General features: G+C 70.5%; 12 protein-coding genes. 3 read left to right on the top strand and 9 right to left on the bottom strand.

Annotated elements, in window-relative coordinates:
- Positions 1-5 precede the first annotated feature (5 nt).
- On the top strand, positions 6-1,220 hold the full coding sequence (locus AB0J78_RS00865) for an ROK family transcriptional regulator (protein WP_363785522.1): 1,215 nt from the start codon (positions 6-8) through the stop codon (positions 1,218-1,220).
- A 147-nt stretch (positions 1,221-1,367) separates the two neighbouring features.
- On the opposite strand, the gene AB0J78_RS00860 is transcribed toward AB0J78_RS00865, so the two are convergent.
- From AB0J78_RS00860 to AB0J78_RS00825, 8 genes are all read right to left on the bottom strand, one after another.
- A complete protein-coding gene (locus AB0J78_RS00860; RefSeq protein ID WP_363785520.1) occupies positions 1,368-2,234 on the bottom strand; it encodes an SGNH/GDSL hydrolase family protein in 867 nt (288 codons plus the stop codon).
- A 170-nt stretch (positions 2,235-2,404) separates the two neighbouring features.
- On the bottom strand, positions 2,405-4,681 hold the full coding sequence (locus AB0J78_RS00855; RefSeq protein ID WP_363785518.1) for an oxidoreductase: 2,277 nt from the start codon (positions 4,679-4,681) through the stop codon (positions 2,405-2,407).
- 382 nt (positions 4,682-5,063) lie between these two features.
- Positions 5,064-5,807, bottom strand: coding sequence for an amino acid ABC transporter ATP-binding protein (locus AB0J78_RS00850; RefSeq protein WP_363785516.1), 744 nt, complete (start codon positions 5,805-5,807; stop codon positions 5,064-5,066).
- Positions 5,804-6,601, bottom strand: a complete 798-nt coding sequence (locus AB0J78_RS00845) for an amino acid ABC transporter permease (RefSeq protein ID WP_363786347.1) — start codon at positions 6,599-6,601, stop codon at positions 5,804-5,806. The genes AB0J78_RS00850 and AB0J78_RS00845 overlap by 4 nt, the downstream gene beginning before the upstream one ends.
- Positions 6,602-6,745: 144 nt before the next feature.
- Positions 6,746-7,531: a basic amino acid ABC transporter substrate-binding protein gene (locus AB0J78_RS00840; RefSeq protein WP_363786345.1), complete on the bottom strand. Its 786-nt coding sequence runs from the start codon at positions 7,529-7,531 to the stop codon at positions 6,746-6,748.
- Between the two features lie 573 nt (positions 7,532-8,104).
- Entirely contained in the window at positions 8,105-10,186 is a 2,082-nt protein-coding gene (locus AB0J78_RS00835) for a VanW family protein (RefSeq protein WP_363785513.1), read from the bottom strand.
- An 88-nt stretch (positions 10,187-10,274) separates the two neighbouring features.
- Positions 10,275-10,595: a co-chaperone GroES gene (locus AB0J78_RS00830; RefSeq protein ID WP_132672051.1), complete on the bottom strand. Its 321-nt coding sequence runs from the start codon at positions 10,593-10,595 to the stop codon at positions 10,275-10,277.
- 214 nt (positions 10,596-10,809) lie between these two features.
- On the bottom strand, positions 10,810-12,657 hold the full coding sequence (locus AB0J78_RS00825; RefSeq protein ID WP_363785510.1) for an NHL domain-containing thioredoxin family protein: 1,848 nt from the start codon (positions 12,655-12,657) through the stop codon (positions 10,810-10,812).
- A gap of 150 nt (positions 12,658-12,807) precedes the next feature.
- On the opposite strand from AB0J78_RS00825, the gene AB0J78_RS00820 reads away from it, so the two are divergent.
- Positions 12,808-14,682, top strand: a complete 1,875-nt coding sequence (locus AB0J78_RS00820) for an arabinofuranosyltransferase (protein ID WP_363785508.1) — start codon at positions 12,808-12,810, stop codon at positions 14,680-14,682.
- A 2-nt stretch (positions 14,683-14,684) separates the two neighbouring features.
- Here AB0J78_RS00820 and AB0J78_RS00815 read toward each other — a convergent pair whose 3' ends face one another.
- On the bottom strand, positions 14,685-15,458 hold the full coding sequence (locus AB0J78_RS00815; RefSeq protein WP_363785505.1) for a LysR substrate-binding domain-containing protein: 774 nt from the start codon (positions 15,456-15,458) through the stop codon (positions 14,685-14,687).
- A gap of 191 nt (positions 15,459-15,649) precedes the next feature.
- Between AB0J78_RS00815 and AB0J78_RS00810 the strand changes: the two genes are divergently transcribed.
- On the top strand, positions 15,650-16,582 hold the full coding sequence (locus AB0J78_RS00810) for an aminoglycoside phosphotransferase family protein (protein WP_363785503.1): 933 nt from the start codon (positions 15,650-15,652) through the stop codon (positions 16,580-16,582).
- Positions 16,583-16,814: the final 232 nt, after the last annotated feature.

Below are 16,814 nucleotides of genomic sequence, written 5' to 3'. Positions count from 1 at the left end.
GCTGCATGACCAATCCGTCGTGGCAAGGCACAAACCTGCCCCGAGTCGGTGGGTTCAACCGCGCGGTCGTGCTGGACACGATCCGCCGCCACGGCGAGATCAGCCGCGTGGAACTCGCCCAGCGCACGGGGCTGACGGCGCAGACCATGTCCAACATCGTGCGGGCCCTGATGGACGATGGGCTCGTCACCGAGAACGGCCACGCCCCCTCCACCGGCGGGAAGCGCCGGGTTCTGCTCAAGGTGGTGCCCGACGCCTACTCCGCCGTCGGCCTGCACCTCGACCCCGAGCGCATCACCGGAGTGCTCGTCGACCTCGCCGGCGGCGTCCGGCTGCGCACCGCCCGCAGGCTCCCCTCCGACGCCACGCCCGCCTCGGTCGCCGCAGCCCTCACCCGCATCGGGCAGCAGCTGGTGCGCCGCTCCGGGCTCGAACCCGAGCGCGTGCTCGGCGCGGGCCTCGCCGTGCCCGGACCGCTGGATCCCGCGCACCGCAAGGTCCTCGACCCGCCCAACCTCGACGGCTGGACGGAGGTTCCGCTCGCCGACCTCGTCGAGGAGCGGTTCGGGCTGCCGGTGGTGATGGACAACGACGCCACCGCCGCCGCGATCGGCGAGCGCTGGTCGGGCTGCGCGCAGCGATCCGGTTCGTTCGTCTACGTCTACCTGGGCACCGGCGTGGGCATCGGCGTCGTGCTCGGCGACCAGGTGCACCGCGGGGTCAGCAACAACGCGGGCGAGATCGGGCACGTGCACAGCGGGGGCTCCCGCGAGTGCCACTGCGGCAAGCGCGGCTGCCTGGAGGCGTACTGCTCGATGCGCTCCATCGTCGCCGACTGGCGGACCGCCATCGGCCGACCCGCGCCCACCTCCGTCGCCGCCGCCTACGACCAGCTGTGCCGCGACGCGGTGGCCGGGGAGGCCGAGGCCCGCAAGGTGCTGCGGCAGACCGCGACCCGCCTCGGCCAGGCGCTCGCCTCGGTGGTCAGCGTCCTCGACGTGGACCGCGTCGTGCTCGGCGGACCCGCGTTGCGGCAGGTCTCCGACCTGGTCCGCAACCGGGTGTCGAAGGTGATCACCGCGCAGGTGTGGGCGCCGCAGGTGCGCCCGGTGCGCGTGGAGAACGCGCTGATCGGCGAGGACGCCGCAGCGGTCGGCGCGGCGTCACTGGTGTTCGACCACACTTACTCGCCCCGCCTGAACACGCTGCTGGGCTCCTGAGGATGTCCCTGGATCGGCTCGCGTGGCGAAACCGCTGTTTCAGGTGACGGACTCAGCTCGCACGGCCGAGGTTCTGAGCCGCTGCGCTTTCCCCTCCGGGGGTTTCCGCCATCCGCACCGCCAAGCAACGCGATACCTGAACAGCGGCTATGCCGCGGGCTCGCGGCCTGGCCGCGAGCCCGACACCGCGTCGGCGACGACGTTGCCGAAGGCCGTCATGCCGTTGGCGTTGGGGTGCAGGGGAGCGGCAAACGAGGTCGGCACGACGCCCTCGAAGTACTTGTCCTGCGGCGCCTGGCAGACGTCGTGGCCCTCGCTGACCGGACCGAGGTCGACGAACGTCGCGCCGTGCGCACGAGCCCGCTCACCGAGCCGCGCGCTCAGACGGTCCACGGTGGACTGGATGTAGTCGGCGTCGCGCGCCCACATCGGCTGCTCCGGGTAGCAGCCGCCCGGGGGCAGGTAGGTGCCGTAGCCGACCACCACGACCTGCGCGTTCGGCGCCCGGTCGGTGATCTCCTCCAGCGCCTCGTCGAAGTCGGGGGTGAACTCGTCGATCCGCTCGGCCAGCTCGTCGCCGTTGGCGGTGAAGCTGTCCGCGCAGGACGAGCCGACCGGCTCCGGGAGCGCGTTCAGGCACGACACCGCCGCCTGCACCAGGGAGACGTCGTTGCCGCCGATGGTCACCGTGACCAGGTCGGTGGTCTCGCTCAGCGCGTCGTACTGCGGCGAGAGCACGTGGTGCTGGCGACCGGCGAAGTCCTCGGTCTCCGCCCCGGAGCACGTCACGTCCTTGAGCTGCGCGCCCAACCGGGCCGCCGCGACCTGCGGGTAGTTGCTCGTCGAGCGGAAGCACAGCAGGTTCGGGTCCGGTCCCGGAACCAGCGGGCCGGCCGCCGCCGAATCCCCCATCGCCACGTACTCGAACGCGTCCTCCTGTGCCCCCGCGGGAACTCCCGCGGACATCAACGCCATCACGCCGACACCGGCGAGCACCGGCAACCGCAACCCCACCACGAAGACCTCCCGAGCCGATCAAGGCGACCAAACTCCTCGATCTGAGCACGAGATCAGCCCGCAGAACCCGGATTCCACCCGCACGGAGGGCAGGAATCCCCCGAAGGGGCGGGGCTTTTCGAATTTCGCGCGAAATTCGAATCCGCCCGCCCCGGACGGGTGAGGGGTCACTGGATGTCCCGGCGGAGGGCTCTGGTGATGCCGGCCGCGACCGTGGTGGCGAGGATCCAGCCCGCGGCGATGAGCGCGACGGTGATCCACTGCGACGGACCCTGGGTCCGCCACATGACGTCGTGGCCGAGGTTGATGATCGGGACCAGCTGGTCGACGGTGTAGAGCAGCGGGCTCCAGTGCGGGTGGTCCTCGTCGTTGACCGGTTGCAGCGGTCCGTGCACCGAGAACCACGTGGTGCCCGCGGCCGTGAGCAGCACCAGCCAGATCAGGGCGCGCAGCGGCCGGTAGCCGTAGCTGACCGTCGCCAGTTGCAGCAGGCTCCACAAGCGGACCGGCGGGCGGAACGCGGGCCGCGTCGAGGCCGCGATCGCCTTGTAGCGGTGGCGCTGCTTCTCGATCAGCACCGTGACCGCGTGCTCCTCGTTGCCGTTGCCGCTGAAGACGTGCGCGAGCTGGTCGTAGGACCCGGGCTGGTAGCGGTCGCCCGAGTTGGCGCGCAGCCAGGCCAGCCGCTCCTTGACCTTGTCCACGTCGGTGGGTTCGACGCTGTCGGTGAAGTTGTCGTAGCTGAAGTCCTCGACGTCGACTCCGCCGCTGGCCTCCCACAGCCGCGCGTTGTCCGCGAGCAGCTCGCACTGGGCCTGCCGCAACAGGATCCGGCCCTTCGGCGGATCCTCGACGCTGAGCGTCAGCTCCTGGGCGACCAGGCCGAACCCGTTGATGGCGTTGCGGCTCAACCCGTCTCCGAGCCGGGCTCCCCAGAAGTTGGCCTGCCTGCCGATCTCGCTCCGGCGCAGCTGCACCTCGCCTTCGGCCACGAACGGCCGGACGCCCGAGGCGCAGACCAGGTCCCGCGCGATCCGCGCTCCGCGCAGGTCCACCGAGGGCTTGTAGGCGAGCTTGTGGCGGTGCCAGGCGGGTTTGGTGAGTTCGCTGGCCCGCAGGTCGAGGTTGGCGCCGATCGAGGCGCCCTGCAGCTGGATCGACCCGCTGATGTCGGCTTCCCGGCAGTCGAAGTTGCTGCCGACGGTCATCCGGCTCGCCTGCAGCACATCCGTCCGCGCGCCGGTCAGCCGAGCCCGGTTGAGCTGGAAGCTGCCGTGCACCTGGACGTCGGTCATCCGCCACTCGCCCCAGACGTTGACCCAACCCGCCGCGAGGTTGCCGCGGATCTCGGTGCCGTCGATGTGCAGGGCGCGCAGCGAGCGGTCCACCGCGGCCCGCGCGGACTGCGCCCAGGTCAGGTCGATCTGAGCGCCGGACAACCGCAGGTCCCCCTCTATGCGGGCGCTGACCATGCGAATCGTCCCGCCGCTGCGGAAGTTCTCGTCCATCTCGACGTCGCCGTGCACGTGGCTGCGGTCGGCGATGAGCGTGCTGGTCGGGTCGTCGTAGGGCGACTCGCCCCGCCTCGGCGGGCTCATCCCGGGCTCCAGCACGGCGTCGCGCATCCGCAGATCACCGGCGATGGTGGCGCTCGGGATGAACACCAGCCCGGCCACGGTGAAGGACTTCCCGGTGTTCGGGTCGGCGTCGCAGCGCAGCGAACCGCCGAGCTGGATCCCGTTGGCGTTGAGCGCCAACCGGCCCCGGTTGCGCAGCGTGGCACCGGCCAGCGTGAGGTTGCCGCCGATCTTGGCACCGGGGATGCGGATCTCGCCGGCGACGCTGATCCCCATGGCCAGCATCGCCCCGGCCACCGTCAGCCGGTCGGCGTAGATGGCGCGCCGGCCGGGGTTGTTCAGGTCGCTGCCGTTGAGCAGCAGCGAGCCGCCGAGCTCGGCGTCGGCGAGGTCGATGACGCCGTTGCGGCTGGTGCAGTGCAGCAGGTGGGTGTCGCTGGTGGTGCGCAGGTTCCGCGCCTGCATCCCCGGCAGCAGGCAGTTCCGCAGCACCAGTCCGGCCAGCGACGCCTGCCGGACGTCGGGGGCTTCGAGGAACCGGCAGCGGACGAACTCCAGCAGGTAGGGCAGTTCGGCGGCGCGCAGGTCCAGGCAGCCGCTGATCACCGCGTCCTTGATGAGGATCACCGGCTGTTGCCGGGCCTTCCTGGTGAAGGGCCGCCAGCTCGCCTCGTCCGGCGAGTCGATCAGCCGCCGCGTGAGGAACTCGCCGCGGATCTCCTTGTCCGCCTCGAACTCCTCGGCCAGCACGTCGAGCGGTTCGCCTTCCGGCGTCTCCGGTCTGCCCTGCCGCAGCAGCTCGTCCACTCGTCGCTCGGCCGCGGTCAGCGGACCGTTGCCGTTCTCCCTCACCTTGCCGCTAGGCACCCGTAGCCCCCGAAACCGCGTGACGCGTTGTCGATCATCTACCTATTAGGACGTCTGACCACGACATGAGGTTTCGCCCCGCACCAGAAAACACCGGGATGGCCTACTTGACCTCCCGTTCCACGTGAAACGACCCCGGCGTGTCGCACACCAACACGCCAGGGTCGTCCGAAGCACAACTCAAGAGCCATCCCACGTCAGGCAAGCACCGAAGGTGCTTTCTCCTTCACCACCTGAGCAACCTGCACCGCCGGGGGTTCTGAGCGGCTTCGTGGCGAGCACGCCGCGACGCCGCGTATTCACATACTCAAGGAGTGGCGCGCGGAGTCCACGAAGCCGCTCAGGTTCCCCCACTCGCACCGCTGAGCAGGACGACGGATATCTAGATCGGATCCAGCACTCGGGCCAGGAAGGTGCGGGTGCGCTCCTCCTTCGGGTTGCCGATGACCTCGGCCGGCGGGCCCTGCTCGACGATGCCGCCACCGTCCATGAACAGGACGCGGTCGGCGACCTCGCGGGCGAACTGCATCTCGTGGGTCACCACCAGCATCGTCATGCCCTCATCGGCGAGTTGCCGCATCACGCCGAGCACGTCGCCGACCAGCTCCGGGTCCAGCGCCGAGGTCGGCTCGTCGAAGAGCATCACGTGCGGGTTCATCGACAGCGCCCGCGCGATCGCGACCCGCTGCTGCTGACCGCCGGAGAGCTGCGCGGGCATCGAACCGGCCTTCTCGGAGAGCCCGACCTTGGCCAGGTTCTCCTCGGCGACCTTCTCCGACTCCTCCTTCGAGCGGCCCAGCACCTTGCGCTGCGCCACCGTCAGGTTCTCCAGCACCGACAGGTGGGAGAAGAGGTTGAACTGCTGGAAGACCATGCCGACGTGACGCCGGGAGCCGTCGAGGTCGGTGTCCGGGTCGGTCAGCTCGGTGCCGTCGACCGAAACCTTGCCCGCCGACGGCTCTTCCAGCAGGTTCACGCAGCGCAGCAGGGTCGACTTGCCGGACCCGGACGGCCCGATGACGCACACGACCTCGCCGCGCTGGACCTGCAGGTCGATGTCGCGCAGCACTTCCAGCGAGCCGAAGGACTTGCTCAGCCCGGAGAGCTCGATCATCACGTCGCTCACTTGGTGGCCCCCTTGGTCCGGACGCCGCCGAACTTGCGCTCCAGCAGGTCGGAGACGCGCGACAGCGGAATCGTGATGATCAGATAGCACAGACCGGCGATCAGGATCGGCGTCAGCGACTGGTACTGGTTCAGCGCGCCGCGCCCGAACTTGGCGAGCTCGTACTGGCCGACCGACAGTCCCAGCAGGTAGATCAGCGACGAGTCCTTGGTCAGCAGGATCAGTTCGTTGGTCAGCGGCGGGAGGATGATCCGGAAGGCCTGCGGCAGCACCACGGTCACCATCGTGCGGCTCGACGACATGCCCAGCGAGCGCGCCGCCTCGACCTGGCCCTTCGGCACCGCCTGGATGCCCGCCCGGATGGTCTCGGCCATGTAGGCGGCGCCGACCAGGCCGAGGCTGAGCATCACGGTGGAGAGGTTGTTGAACTTCAGCCCGAAGGCGATCGGCATGCCGTAGCCGAACGCGATGAACACCAGAAGGGCGGGAAGTCCGCGGAACAGCTCGATGTAGCCGGTGGCGATCCACCGGTAGGGGGCAACCGGCGACATCTTCATCAGCGCCAGCACGATCGCCAGGCCGAGGCCGAACGCGAAGCCCACCGCGGTGTAGATGAGGGTGTTGAGCAGCGCGGTGGTGATCACGTCGGGGAACTGCGCCTTGGCGACCTCGATGTTGAAGAACGCCCGGCCGATCTGGCCCCAGTCCGCGATGAAGATCACCAGGGCGAGAACCACGACCAGCACCGCGTACTGGATTCCGAGGTTGAGCCGCGCCCGCTGTCGTCGGCCCATGCCTGCCTTGGGCCGCTCGATCTCGGTTGTCATCGACTTCTCTCCATATGTCCGGCGGGCTACCGCGACGGTGTGCGCGGCCCCGCTGCACCGCTCGGGGCCGGCGTGTTCGACGCCGGCCCCGAGATGCCACGTATCAGCGGGTCACTCCGGCTTCTTGCCGAACCACTTCTCGTAGATGCGGTCGTACTCACCGGACTGCTTGGCCTTGGCGAGGGACTCGTTGACCTTGGCCAGCAGCGCGGCGTTGCCCTTGCGGACGCCGATTCCGTACTTGTCCCCGGTCACGAACTCCTTGGTGACCTCGGTGTCCGGGTTGTTCTTGGCGAAGTTGTAGAGCACGCCGTTGTCGTTCACCGCGGCGTCGACCTGACCGGTCTTGACCGCGGTCTGCTGCAGGGCCAGGTCGTCGAAGTCCACGACCTCGTAGCCGAACTCGGCCTTGTGCGCCTCGGCGTAGTCCTTGCCGGTGGTGCCGACCTGCACGCCCAGCTTCTTGCCGCGCAGCTGGGACAGGTCGGTGATGCCCGAACCCTTCTTGACCATCAGGGCCTGCTCCGCGTTGAAGTACGGGTCGGAGAAGTCCAGGTTCTGCTTGCGGGAGTCGGTGATGGTCATCGCGGCGGCGGCCACGTCGCACTGGCCGCTGTTGAGCGACTCACCCGACTGGATTCCCTCGTCGAACGGCGCGTCGACGATCTTCTGCTGCACACCGAGGTCGCGCGCGACCAGGTCCACCAGCTCGACGTCGAAGCCGACGATCTTGCCGCCTTCGCCGGGGAACTGGAACGGCTCGTAGGGGAGATGGGTGCAGGTGGTCAGCGAACCAGGAGCGATGAGGCTCAGTTCGCCGCCGCCTGGGGCACCGCCACCCGTCGTGGATTCGACACAACCTGTCACTGCCACAGCCAGGGTCAGCGCGGGCAACATTGCCAGCGCACGGAGGGTCCTGCGACGCGCCACGATGTAACTCCTAGTAGGTGAGAACGCGGGTGCTCGAATGGTGCCACTCGATCGGACGTAAACCCAATACCTCGTGTTGCGAATCCATCAAGTTCGTCGAAATCCGCGATCAACCCGGCGGTCACCAGGCGGCAAACCTGCCTCACCAGGGCTGGCCGAGCGAAAGGATTTCCCGCGCTCACACCGCTTTCGCACCAGAACCACACCCTCCCCACCAGGCCGAACACCCCCGGCCTGTGGCCACCACCACGGCCCGAGCCCAACGCGACCACCACGCACAGTGGCCGACGCGCAGCGCTGAAGAGCGATATGTCGACATCCCGCCATTACCGGGAGGAACCGGGGGCGTGGTCCCGCCCGCGGTGGCCAGTGGCGGTTCTGGTCCGAACTGTCCGGACAAAGAGGACCTTGGTCATGGACGGTTCGGACCAGAACCGCCCGTGGCGCGATGTCGACAAGTGCCCCGACGGGGATGTCGACATGTCCCCATGACGACGAAAGGGCCCCTCCCGGAACGGGAAGGGCCCTCGTCGTCGCTGATCAGCGCGGTGGTGGCGGTGGGCAGTGGATGATCGGCTGCGGGTTGTACTTGACCTTCTGGTTCTCCGTGCGAACCTGGCCGGTCGTGATGTCCCGGATGGTGCGGGTGTCGACGACGGTGAAGCCGGGCGTGCCCTTGCTCGGGCTGCAGGGGCCGGTCACCGGGCCGGGCTTCTCCATCGGCGGCGTCGGTTCGGTGCGCGGGCCCGTCGACGACTGCACGTCGAACTGCTTGGTGCCCCACAGCTTCACCTTGATCGACGACGGAGTCCACTCCGTGGTGATCATGATGCCGCTCTTGGCGACGTTCTTGAACTTCACGTCGATGATGCTCTTGCCGTTCGGTGACTGGAACACCGTCGCCTCGCGACCCGCCGGGTAGCGGCTGATGTAGTAGCTGTGCGCCTTGTGCTCGACGTCCTGCATGCCCCCGAAGTACGAGGCGTTGTACAGCGTGGTCGCGAACTGCGAGATGCCACCGCCGACCGCCTTGCCCGGGTGGCCGTCCTCGATGATCCCCGACTCCACGTAGCCCTGCGGGACGCCGCGCGGTCCGGTGTAGCCGTTGAGGCTGAACGTCTCGCCCGGACGCAGGATCGCGCCGTTGACCTGCTCTGCGACCCGGCGGATGTTCACACCGGAAGCCGGTTCGAAACCGCCGGTCTGGAACTCGCCGACGACCTCGCGGATGCCGAGCTGGTTGGCCTGGTCGGTGGTGAACTGCGCCGGTGCCGGCACGTAGACCGCCTGGACCGCGCGCTGCTGCGGCTTGCGCAGCGTGTCGAGCAGCGGCGCCAGGCTCTTCTCCCAGTCGACACCGACACCGTCCTCCGACGGGTGCACGACCGGAGCGCCGTTCTCCAGCTTGATCTCGGCGTTCTTGCCGGGCTTCATGGTGTCGCGCAGCTGCGGTTCGATGGCTCCCACCAGCACGGGACCTTCGAGGCTCGCCTTCAGGCCGCCACGACCGTCGGGGGTGAAGCGCAGCGCCTCGGCGATCGCCTCCGGTGCCAGCGTCGCGTTCTTGCCCTGGCCGCGCACGGTCACCGGCGAGGCCACGGCCGGCTCGGCGATCTCGTGCAGCGCCTTCTGCACGCCCTCGCGGGTGGTGCTCACCGGGAGCTGGGTGACCGGCAGCGAGATCGGCCGTCCCTCAGCCCACTTGGCCTGCACCGCGTCGGCCGCGTGCTGGATGTCGAGGTTCTGGCCGGGCACCGGGTTCACCGGGATCGGCGTGGTGCCCTCGAAGCGGATGTCGCCGTCCGTGGGCTCCAGGCCCAGCTGCGGACTGACCTCCTGCAGCGCCGCCACCAGCTGCTCGCGGTCGCTGCGGCTGACCGGGGTCACGTCGTGGGTGCTGAACAGGGAGCCGATCCGGGTGAAGGGGTTCAGCGGCTCGTCGTCGGCCTTCTTGACCGTCTCGGCCCAGTCCATCTGCAGCCCGACGTCGTCGGGCTTGACGGTGGCGCCGCGGTCGCCGACCTGCAGCCGGACCGGCTTGTCGAGGCCGGGTTCGAGCTCGTCGCGGAGCTTGCTCTCGGCGGCGGCCGGGTCGAGGGTGCCGACGTCGACGCCTGCGACGACGGTGCCGCGCGGCAGCGATCCGCTGGTGAACAGCAGGTCGCCGACGTAGAGCAGCACCAGGGCAGCGGCGGCGGCACCGGCGATCAGGCCGCCCTTGAGCAGCTTCTGCCGCTTCTCGTCGGCGGGCGTGGGTTCGTCGGAGGTGTTCCAGCTCAGCTGGCTGCCCCCGACACCGCCCTGCTGGCCGCCGAACATCTGCGTCGCGCCGGGATCGGTCTGCTCGGCGCCGTGGTAGGCCGTGGGTTGATCGGAGCCGACGGCGGGGATGGTCTGCGTGGCGCCGATGGGGAAGCCGCTGAAGTCCGCGGGCAGCGCGGCGATCTGCTGGGTGCGCTCGCTGTCCGACTCCGGCGCGGGTGATCCGCCCTGGCCCTGGGGGTCCTGGACGGGCCAGGCCTGCGTGGTCCCGGTGTCGGACGAGTGCTGCTGGCCCGAGTCGGTGCGCAGCCGTTCGGTGGACGGGTCCGCACCAGTGCGGTTGTCGTGGTTTTCCGGCACCGCTTCCCCTTCTCCTGTCGGTCGTGCGGTGGGGGCGTGGAAGTGCTCGCTCGCCCGCGCTGGCCGGGGTTCCGGCTCGGGGCGCCGATTACAGGTACAGGCCCGTGCCCTGCTCGGTCTGTTCCGTGGCCACGGCGTGCAGATCCCGCTCCCGCATCACCAGGTACGCCTGCCCCTGGACCTCGACCTCGAACTGCTCGTCGGGGTTGAACAGGACCTGGTCGCCGACCTTGACGGTCCGCACGTGACTTCCCACGCCGAAGACCTCTCCCCAGATCAGCCGCTTGGCCATCTGCGCGGTCGCCGGAATCACGATGCCGCCGCTGCTGCGGCGTTCCCCGGATTCAGCAGCGATGCGCACCATGACCCTGTCGTGCAGCATCTGGATTTCGAGCTTGGCATCGGTCACCCGAAAAGTTTACTTGCCACCGCCGGGTGACCCCGGGGCCAGGGGGCCCTCAAAACACGGCCTTGACCACGCGATTCGCGATTCTCCTGGGCAACGCGCGACGACGGGGCCGCGCTCAACTGAGAGCGGCCCCGTCCACATCCCCATGACCTGGGGTTTCGAGCTCAAATACCAGATAGGTCTCAATTCGTCCCCGCCGTCCCAGCAGTGCCGGTCAGGCGTCGAGACCGCCCATCACCAGCGGCAGCCGGTCCGGGCCGCCGTCCGAGATCGTGACCGGCACGCCCCAGTCCTGCCGGGTCAGCCGGCACGCGGGGTGCTCGACCTCATCGTCGTCGTCGCAGCTGGCGGCCTGGGCGACCACGTGCAGCACGCCCTGCTCGATCCCGTCGGCCAGCACGAGACGACGGGTCAGGTCGGTGCCCACGCCCGCGCCCTCGACCAGCAGCTCCTCCGGCGTCGAGGTGATCTCCAGGCGGGTGGAGGGCCCGTAGCGCTCGTCGAGCTTGGTGCCCGGCGGCGGCGTGAACACCACCGCGAGCTCCACCTCGCCCGAAGCGATCTCGGTCGCTGGCCGCTTGACCTGCTGCGACGCACCGCTGATCAGCTTCGCTGCCAGGCCGGGCGGCACCGGGCGCTCCAGCCGGTGGGCGGCGGAGGCGACCACGACCAGCTCGCCGTCGACGACGGTCGCGCCGGAGGGCTCGGAGACGTCGGTGGCCAGTGTCGACACCTCGTCGGTGGCGGGCTCGTAGCGGCGGATCGCGCCGTTGTAGGTGTCGCAGACCGCGACCGAACCGTCCGCCAGCACGGCGACGCCCAGCGGGTGCTGGAGCAGCGCCTCGCCCGCCGGACCGTCGGCGTGGCCGAAGTCGAACAGGCCGGTGCCCACGGCGGTGCGGATCGCGAAGCCGTCGCCGTCGGCCTCCACCCAGCGCAGCGCGGAGGTCTCCGAATCGGCCAGCCACAGCCGGTCGCCGCCGTCGGCGAGACCGGAGGTCTGCGCGAAGAACGCCTGGTCAGCGGCACCATCGCGCAGGCCTTCGACGGTGGTGCCCGCGAACCGGCGGACCTCGCCGGTGTTCGGGTCGAACAGGCCGAGCGTGTGGTTGCCCGCCATCGCGATCACCACGCCACCGGCGGGCTCCCACCAGGCGACGTCCCACGGGCTGGTCAGCGGTGTCTCCAGCGCCCGGCCGCTGTCGGACCCGTCCCGCCACTGCTCACCGATGCCGGCCAGGCTCGTCACCGCGCCGTCGGAGAGCCGCAGGCCGCGCAGCAGGTGGTTCACCGTGTCGGCGACGACCACGTCGTAGCCGACGGCCGCCGCCACGTCCTCCGGCAGCGCCGCGAGCCCGGCGGGCTCGGCGAACGTCGGCTCGACGCCGTCGGCGCGTCCCCGCTCACCGGTGCCGATGCGGCGCACCACGGTCTCGCCGTCGGACTCGAACTCCACCAGCGAGTGGTTCGCCGAGTCCGAGACCAGCAGGTTCCCGTTGTTCAGCGCGATGACCTTGCCGGGGAACCGCAGCGTGGTCTCCGGCGCGGGCGGTGGCACGTAGGGGCCGTCGCCGCGGTGCAGGGTGCCCTTGGCCTCGTGCTCGGCGACGACCTCGGAGATCACGCTGCGCAGCGCCTCGACGTGGCCCTCACCTGCGGCGACGTGCACGACGTAGCCCTCGGGGTCGATGACGACCAGCGTCGGCCACGCCTTCACCGCGTAGTTCTGCCAGGTGGTCAGCTCGGGGTCGTCGAGCACCGGGTGGTGCACGGCGTAGCGCTCGACGGCGGCGATCAGGGCGTCCGGATCGGCCTCGTGCTCGAACTTCGGCGAGTGCACGCCGACGGTCACGACCTCGTCGGCGAACTCGGCTTCGAGCGGGCGCAGCTCGTCGATCACGTGCAGGCAGTTGATGCAGCAGAAGGTCCAGAAGTCCAGGACGACGACCTTGCCCCGGAAGTCCTGGAGCTGGAGCTCCTTGCCTCCGGTGTTCAACCACTGCCGTCCCACCAGCTCGGCGGCACGAACCCGACCCCGACGTTTCTGCTGCTCAACACTCACAACAGGAGTCAACAACACCCCCACGACGACTGTTCCCAAGGGCCGGGGTCGTTGAGTCGCGCCTCACTGCCGCCTTCGGACGATCGGGCGGACGAGGGACTCCGTTTGCGAGCTCGGGATGCGGGCGTGACCACCTAAGGTCACTTGATCGTGGAACATTCGGCTGCGCAGGGGTGTCTTCGGTCGCGGTCGGCGGTGCGGCTGATCGGTGAGCTGGGGGCGGCGGTCGTCGTCGCGGCCGCCACGAGCCTGGCGGTGCAGCTGCCGATCGCGCGGTTCGGGCTCAGCGAGCCGACCGCCCTGCCGGAGGTCGCGGCCACCGCCTGCGCGGTCGTCGTCCTCGCGCTGCTGCTCGGCGCCGCGCTGCTCGACGTCGTCGGCCGCAAGCTGGTGCCCGCGGTGTGGGTGGCGCTGTCCGCGCTGGTCACCTCCGTGCTGGCGTGGCCGTTGGAGCCGACCCGGCTCTACTACGGCGGCACCTCGATCGACCAGATGTTCCGGACGCAGTACCTGACGCGGCTGGCGGACTCGCCGGCGCTCGCGGACATGAACTACGCGGATCTGCCGCCGTACTACCCGGCGGGCTGGTTCTGGCTCGGCGGGCGTTTCGCCGAGCTGACCGGGATGCCCGCCTGGGCGGCGTTCAAACCGTTCGCGCTGGTGACCGTCGCGATCACCTCGGTCGTCGCCTTCGTGCTGTGGAGCGCGGTCCTGCGGCGGCGGATCGCGGTGCTGGCCGCGGTCGCCACCGGCCTGTCGGGGTTCCTCCACGGGTTCGACGAGCCGTACGCGTGGATGGCGGCGGCCTGGCTCCCGCCGGTCGCGGTCGTGGCCTGGCACCTGCTGCGCTGTCGGGCGCACCGGCATGTCGGGGCCGTGATCGGCGTCGGGGTGTTCCTCGGCTTCGCGGGACTGAGCTACGCGCTGCACCTGGCGTTCGCGACCGCCGTGGTGCTGACGATGGCGGTCGTGCTCGCCGCGCGGCGGATCCGTCCCGTCCGGGAGCTCGCGCCCCGCGTGCTCGGGATCGGCGCGGTCGCCGGGGTGGTGGCGCTGACCTGCTGGGGACCGTTCCTGGTGGCGCGGCTGGGCGGGGCGCCCTCGGCGGGAGCGGCGAACAACTACCTGCCGCCGGAGTCGGTGCCGCCGCTGCCGTTCCTGGAGCCCTCGCTGTTCGGGGTGCTGTGCCTGACCGGTTTCTGCTGGTCGGTGCTGGCCTTCCGGCACAGCGAGGTGGCCGCGGCGCTGCTGGCGCTCACCGGCGTGGTCTACCTGTGGTTCGGGCTGTCGACGATGGCGGTCGCGGCGCACACGACGCTGCTCGCGTTCCGGGTGGCGGTGGTGCTCGACGTGGCGCTGGCCGTGGCCGGTGTGCTGGGGATCCTGGAGCTTCGGCGGCGGATCCAGCCGCTGCTGCCGGAACACGTGCGGGTTCAAGCCGCGGCGCTGACGTTCCTGCTGGGGCTGGCCGGTGCGGTCGGCGTCGTGGAGACGGCGTTGACCTCCGAGATCGCGGAGGCCGCCGAACCGGCCCACACCGACTACTACCCGACGGGGAGCAACGCGCAGCGCCAGGACGACCCCGCCGTCGACGGCGCCTGGCACGACGACCTGCTGCGCGCCGTGCGCGAGACGACCGGCCGCGAACCCTCGGACACCGTGCTGCTGACGGCCCACTACCCGCTGCTGTCCTTCGCGCCCTTCTGGGGCTTCCAGCAGGAGACCCCGCACTACGCCAACCCGCTGTCCCGGTACGAGGACCGCTCCGCCGAGATCTCCCGGTGGGCCCAAGCCGGTGATCCGCGCAGGCTGCGGGAGCTGCTGCGACGCGGCGAGTTCGCGCCGCCGAACGCGTTCGTGCTGCGGCGGCGGCCGGACGGCCTGCACATCACGCTGTCCCACGACGCGTTCCCGCACCAGCCCAACGTGCAGGTCTACGACGTGCGGTTCGACCCCGCCCTGTTCGACTCGCCCGGGTTCGTCCGGCAGGACGTGGGCCCGTTCGCGGTGATCGGGGTGCGCTGAGCTCAGGGCGTGGGCAGCAGGGTCTTCGCCGTGGCGGTGATCGTGGCGAGCGCCGTTCGGGCCAACGGGTGGCTGCTGCCGCCGAGCCGGGTGGCGGCGAGGATCCTGCGGGCCGGGGCGGGCTCGCCGTGCAGGGGGATGCGCACCACCGGCCAGTCGTGCAGGCGTGCCAGGCGCGGGACCAGGATGATGCCGAAGTGGTGCGCGACCAGGGCCGTTCCGGTGTCCCACTCGTCGGCGTGGTGCGCGACGTTCGGGCTGAACCCGGCCGACATGCAGGCGGCGCGCACCAGCTGGTGGTAGGTGCTGCCGGGGCTTCCGACGATCCACTGCTCGTCGGCGACATCGGCCAGCGACACCCGGGAGCGCTCGGCCAACCGGTGACCGACCGGCACCACCAGGTCCAGCGGGTCGTCGAGGAGCTGCTGCTGCTCGAAGCGCTCGTCCGCGGACGGCGGCAGGTCCGCGGTGTTGATCACCAGGGCCAGGTCGGCGTCGCCGGAGAGCAGCAGGTCGAAGCAGCGCGCCGGTTCGGCCTCGATCACCCGGACCTGGACCTGCGGGTAGTGCTCGCGCAGCGCCGCCGCGGCCGGTGGGAGCAGGCGGGTGGCGGCGGTGGAGAAGCCGCACAGCGCGAACGAGCCGCTGGGTTGTTCCGCCGTGGCGGTCACGCTGATCGCGGCGGTCACGGCGGGCGCCGGGCACGGGCTGGCGTACGGAGGCGCCGCCGCTGCCGTCGAGCGAACGGCACCTCCGGCGCAGCGCGGCGCGATCACCGGAGCGCTCTACCTCGCCTTCTACCTGGGGGCGGGTTGCCCGGCGATCGCGGTCGGCCTCATCGCGCTCGCCGAACCCCTGGGCACGGCGACGTCCTGGGTCGCGGTCGCGGCGGCCGGACTCGTGCTGCTGACGCTGCTCGTCGCGAATTCGCTCGCGCCGGGTCGCTCCGCGCGGCAACATCAGCGGGATGCGACCGGACGATCGACAACGCACTTCACGAGCGCTGAGCGCGGCGGTGGCCGCCGGCCGGGAGCTCGGCCTCGACGTGAGCGAGGCGCGAGTGCTGCACGACCTGTTCTCCGTCGTCGTGCACCTCGCACCGGCGCCGGTGGTCGTCCGGGTGCCGGTGGTGCTGCCCCGCTCCAGCGGCATCGCGGTCCAGGCGATGCGGCAGCGGACCGAGCTCGACGTGGTGGCGTGGCTGGCTGAGCAAGGGCATCCGGTGATCCCGCCGAGTCCGCTGGTGCCTGCCGAACCGGTCCAGCGCGACGGGTTCTCGATGACGTTCTGGCAGTTCACCGAGATCGTCGAGGCCGCCGAGCCCGACTACGCGCACAACTCCGGGCTGGTCGCCGACCTGCACCGGGCGCTGCGCGGATACCCCGGCGAGCTGCCGTTCCTGTCGGCAGCCGAACCGCAGATGATCACCGATGCCCTGGTCGACCTCGAAGCGCGGCGAGATCTGCTGGACCCGGCCGATCTCGACCGCGCCCGGCGGGAGTGGGCGGTGCTGGAACCGCTGGTGAGTTCGCGCGAGGCGTTCGAGGCGGAGTTCCGAGCGGAGCTCCAGCCGATCCACGGAGACGCGCCGCCGTTCAACATCGTCCGCACCCTCGACGGCGAGCTCTGCGCCGACTTCGAGCTGGTCACGCTCGGTCCGGTCGAGTGGGACCTGGCGGCCTTCGGCCCCGAGTGCGAGGCGTCCTACGACGCCCGCGCCCGCTCGCTGGGCCTGCGGCGGCTCGACCGGCGCGTGCTGCGGTTCGTCAACGCCGTCGGCGCGCTGCGGTCGGTCGCGTGCCTGGCTCTCGTGCCGCAGCTGCCGATGCTCGCCGACGCGGTGCGGCCCGCGATCGAGCAGTGGCGGACCACGCCGTTCGACGGGGGTCTGAGCGGCTGAACCGGTGAGCCCTCGCGCTCGCTCGCATCCGCCGCTTGCCTGGCGGCCTTCTCGGCACCGGCCGACGCCGCGCCTCCGGCTGATCCGAGCACCTCGACCAGAACGATCCCGCCGAGGTCCAGCGCACCTACTGGGACGACCGAGTCCTCGTCCTCGACGAGATGCGGCGCTGATCAGAACGCGGCGGAGGCGGGCTGGAGGACCCCGGAAATTGGAAAGCCCCGCGATGCTG

The organism is Saccharopolyspora sp. NPDC049426, assembly GCF_040676935.1.
Classification (GTDB): Bacteria; Actinomycetota; Actinomycetes; order Mycobacteriales; family Pseudonocardiaceae; genus Saccharopolyspora.
Note: the sequence above shows the minus strand (reverse complement) of the source record. Positions and strands in the feature narration are given on the sequence as shown.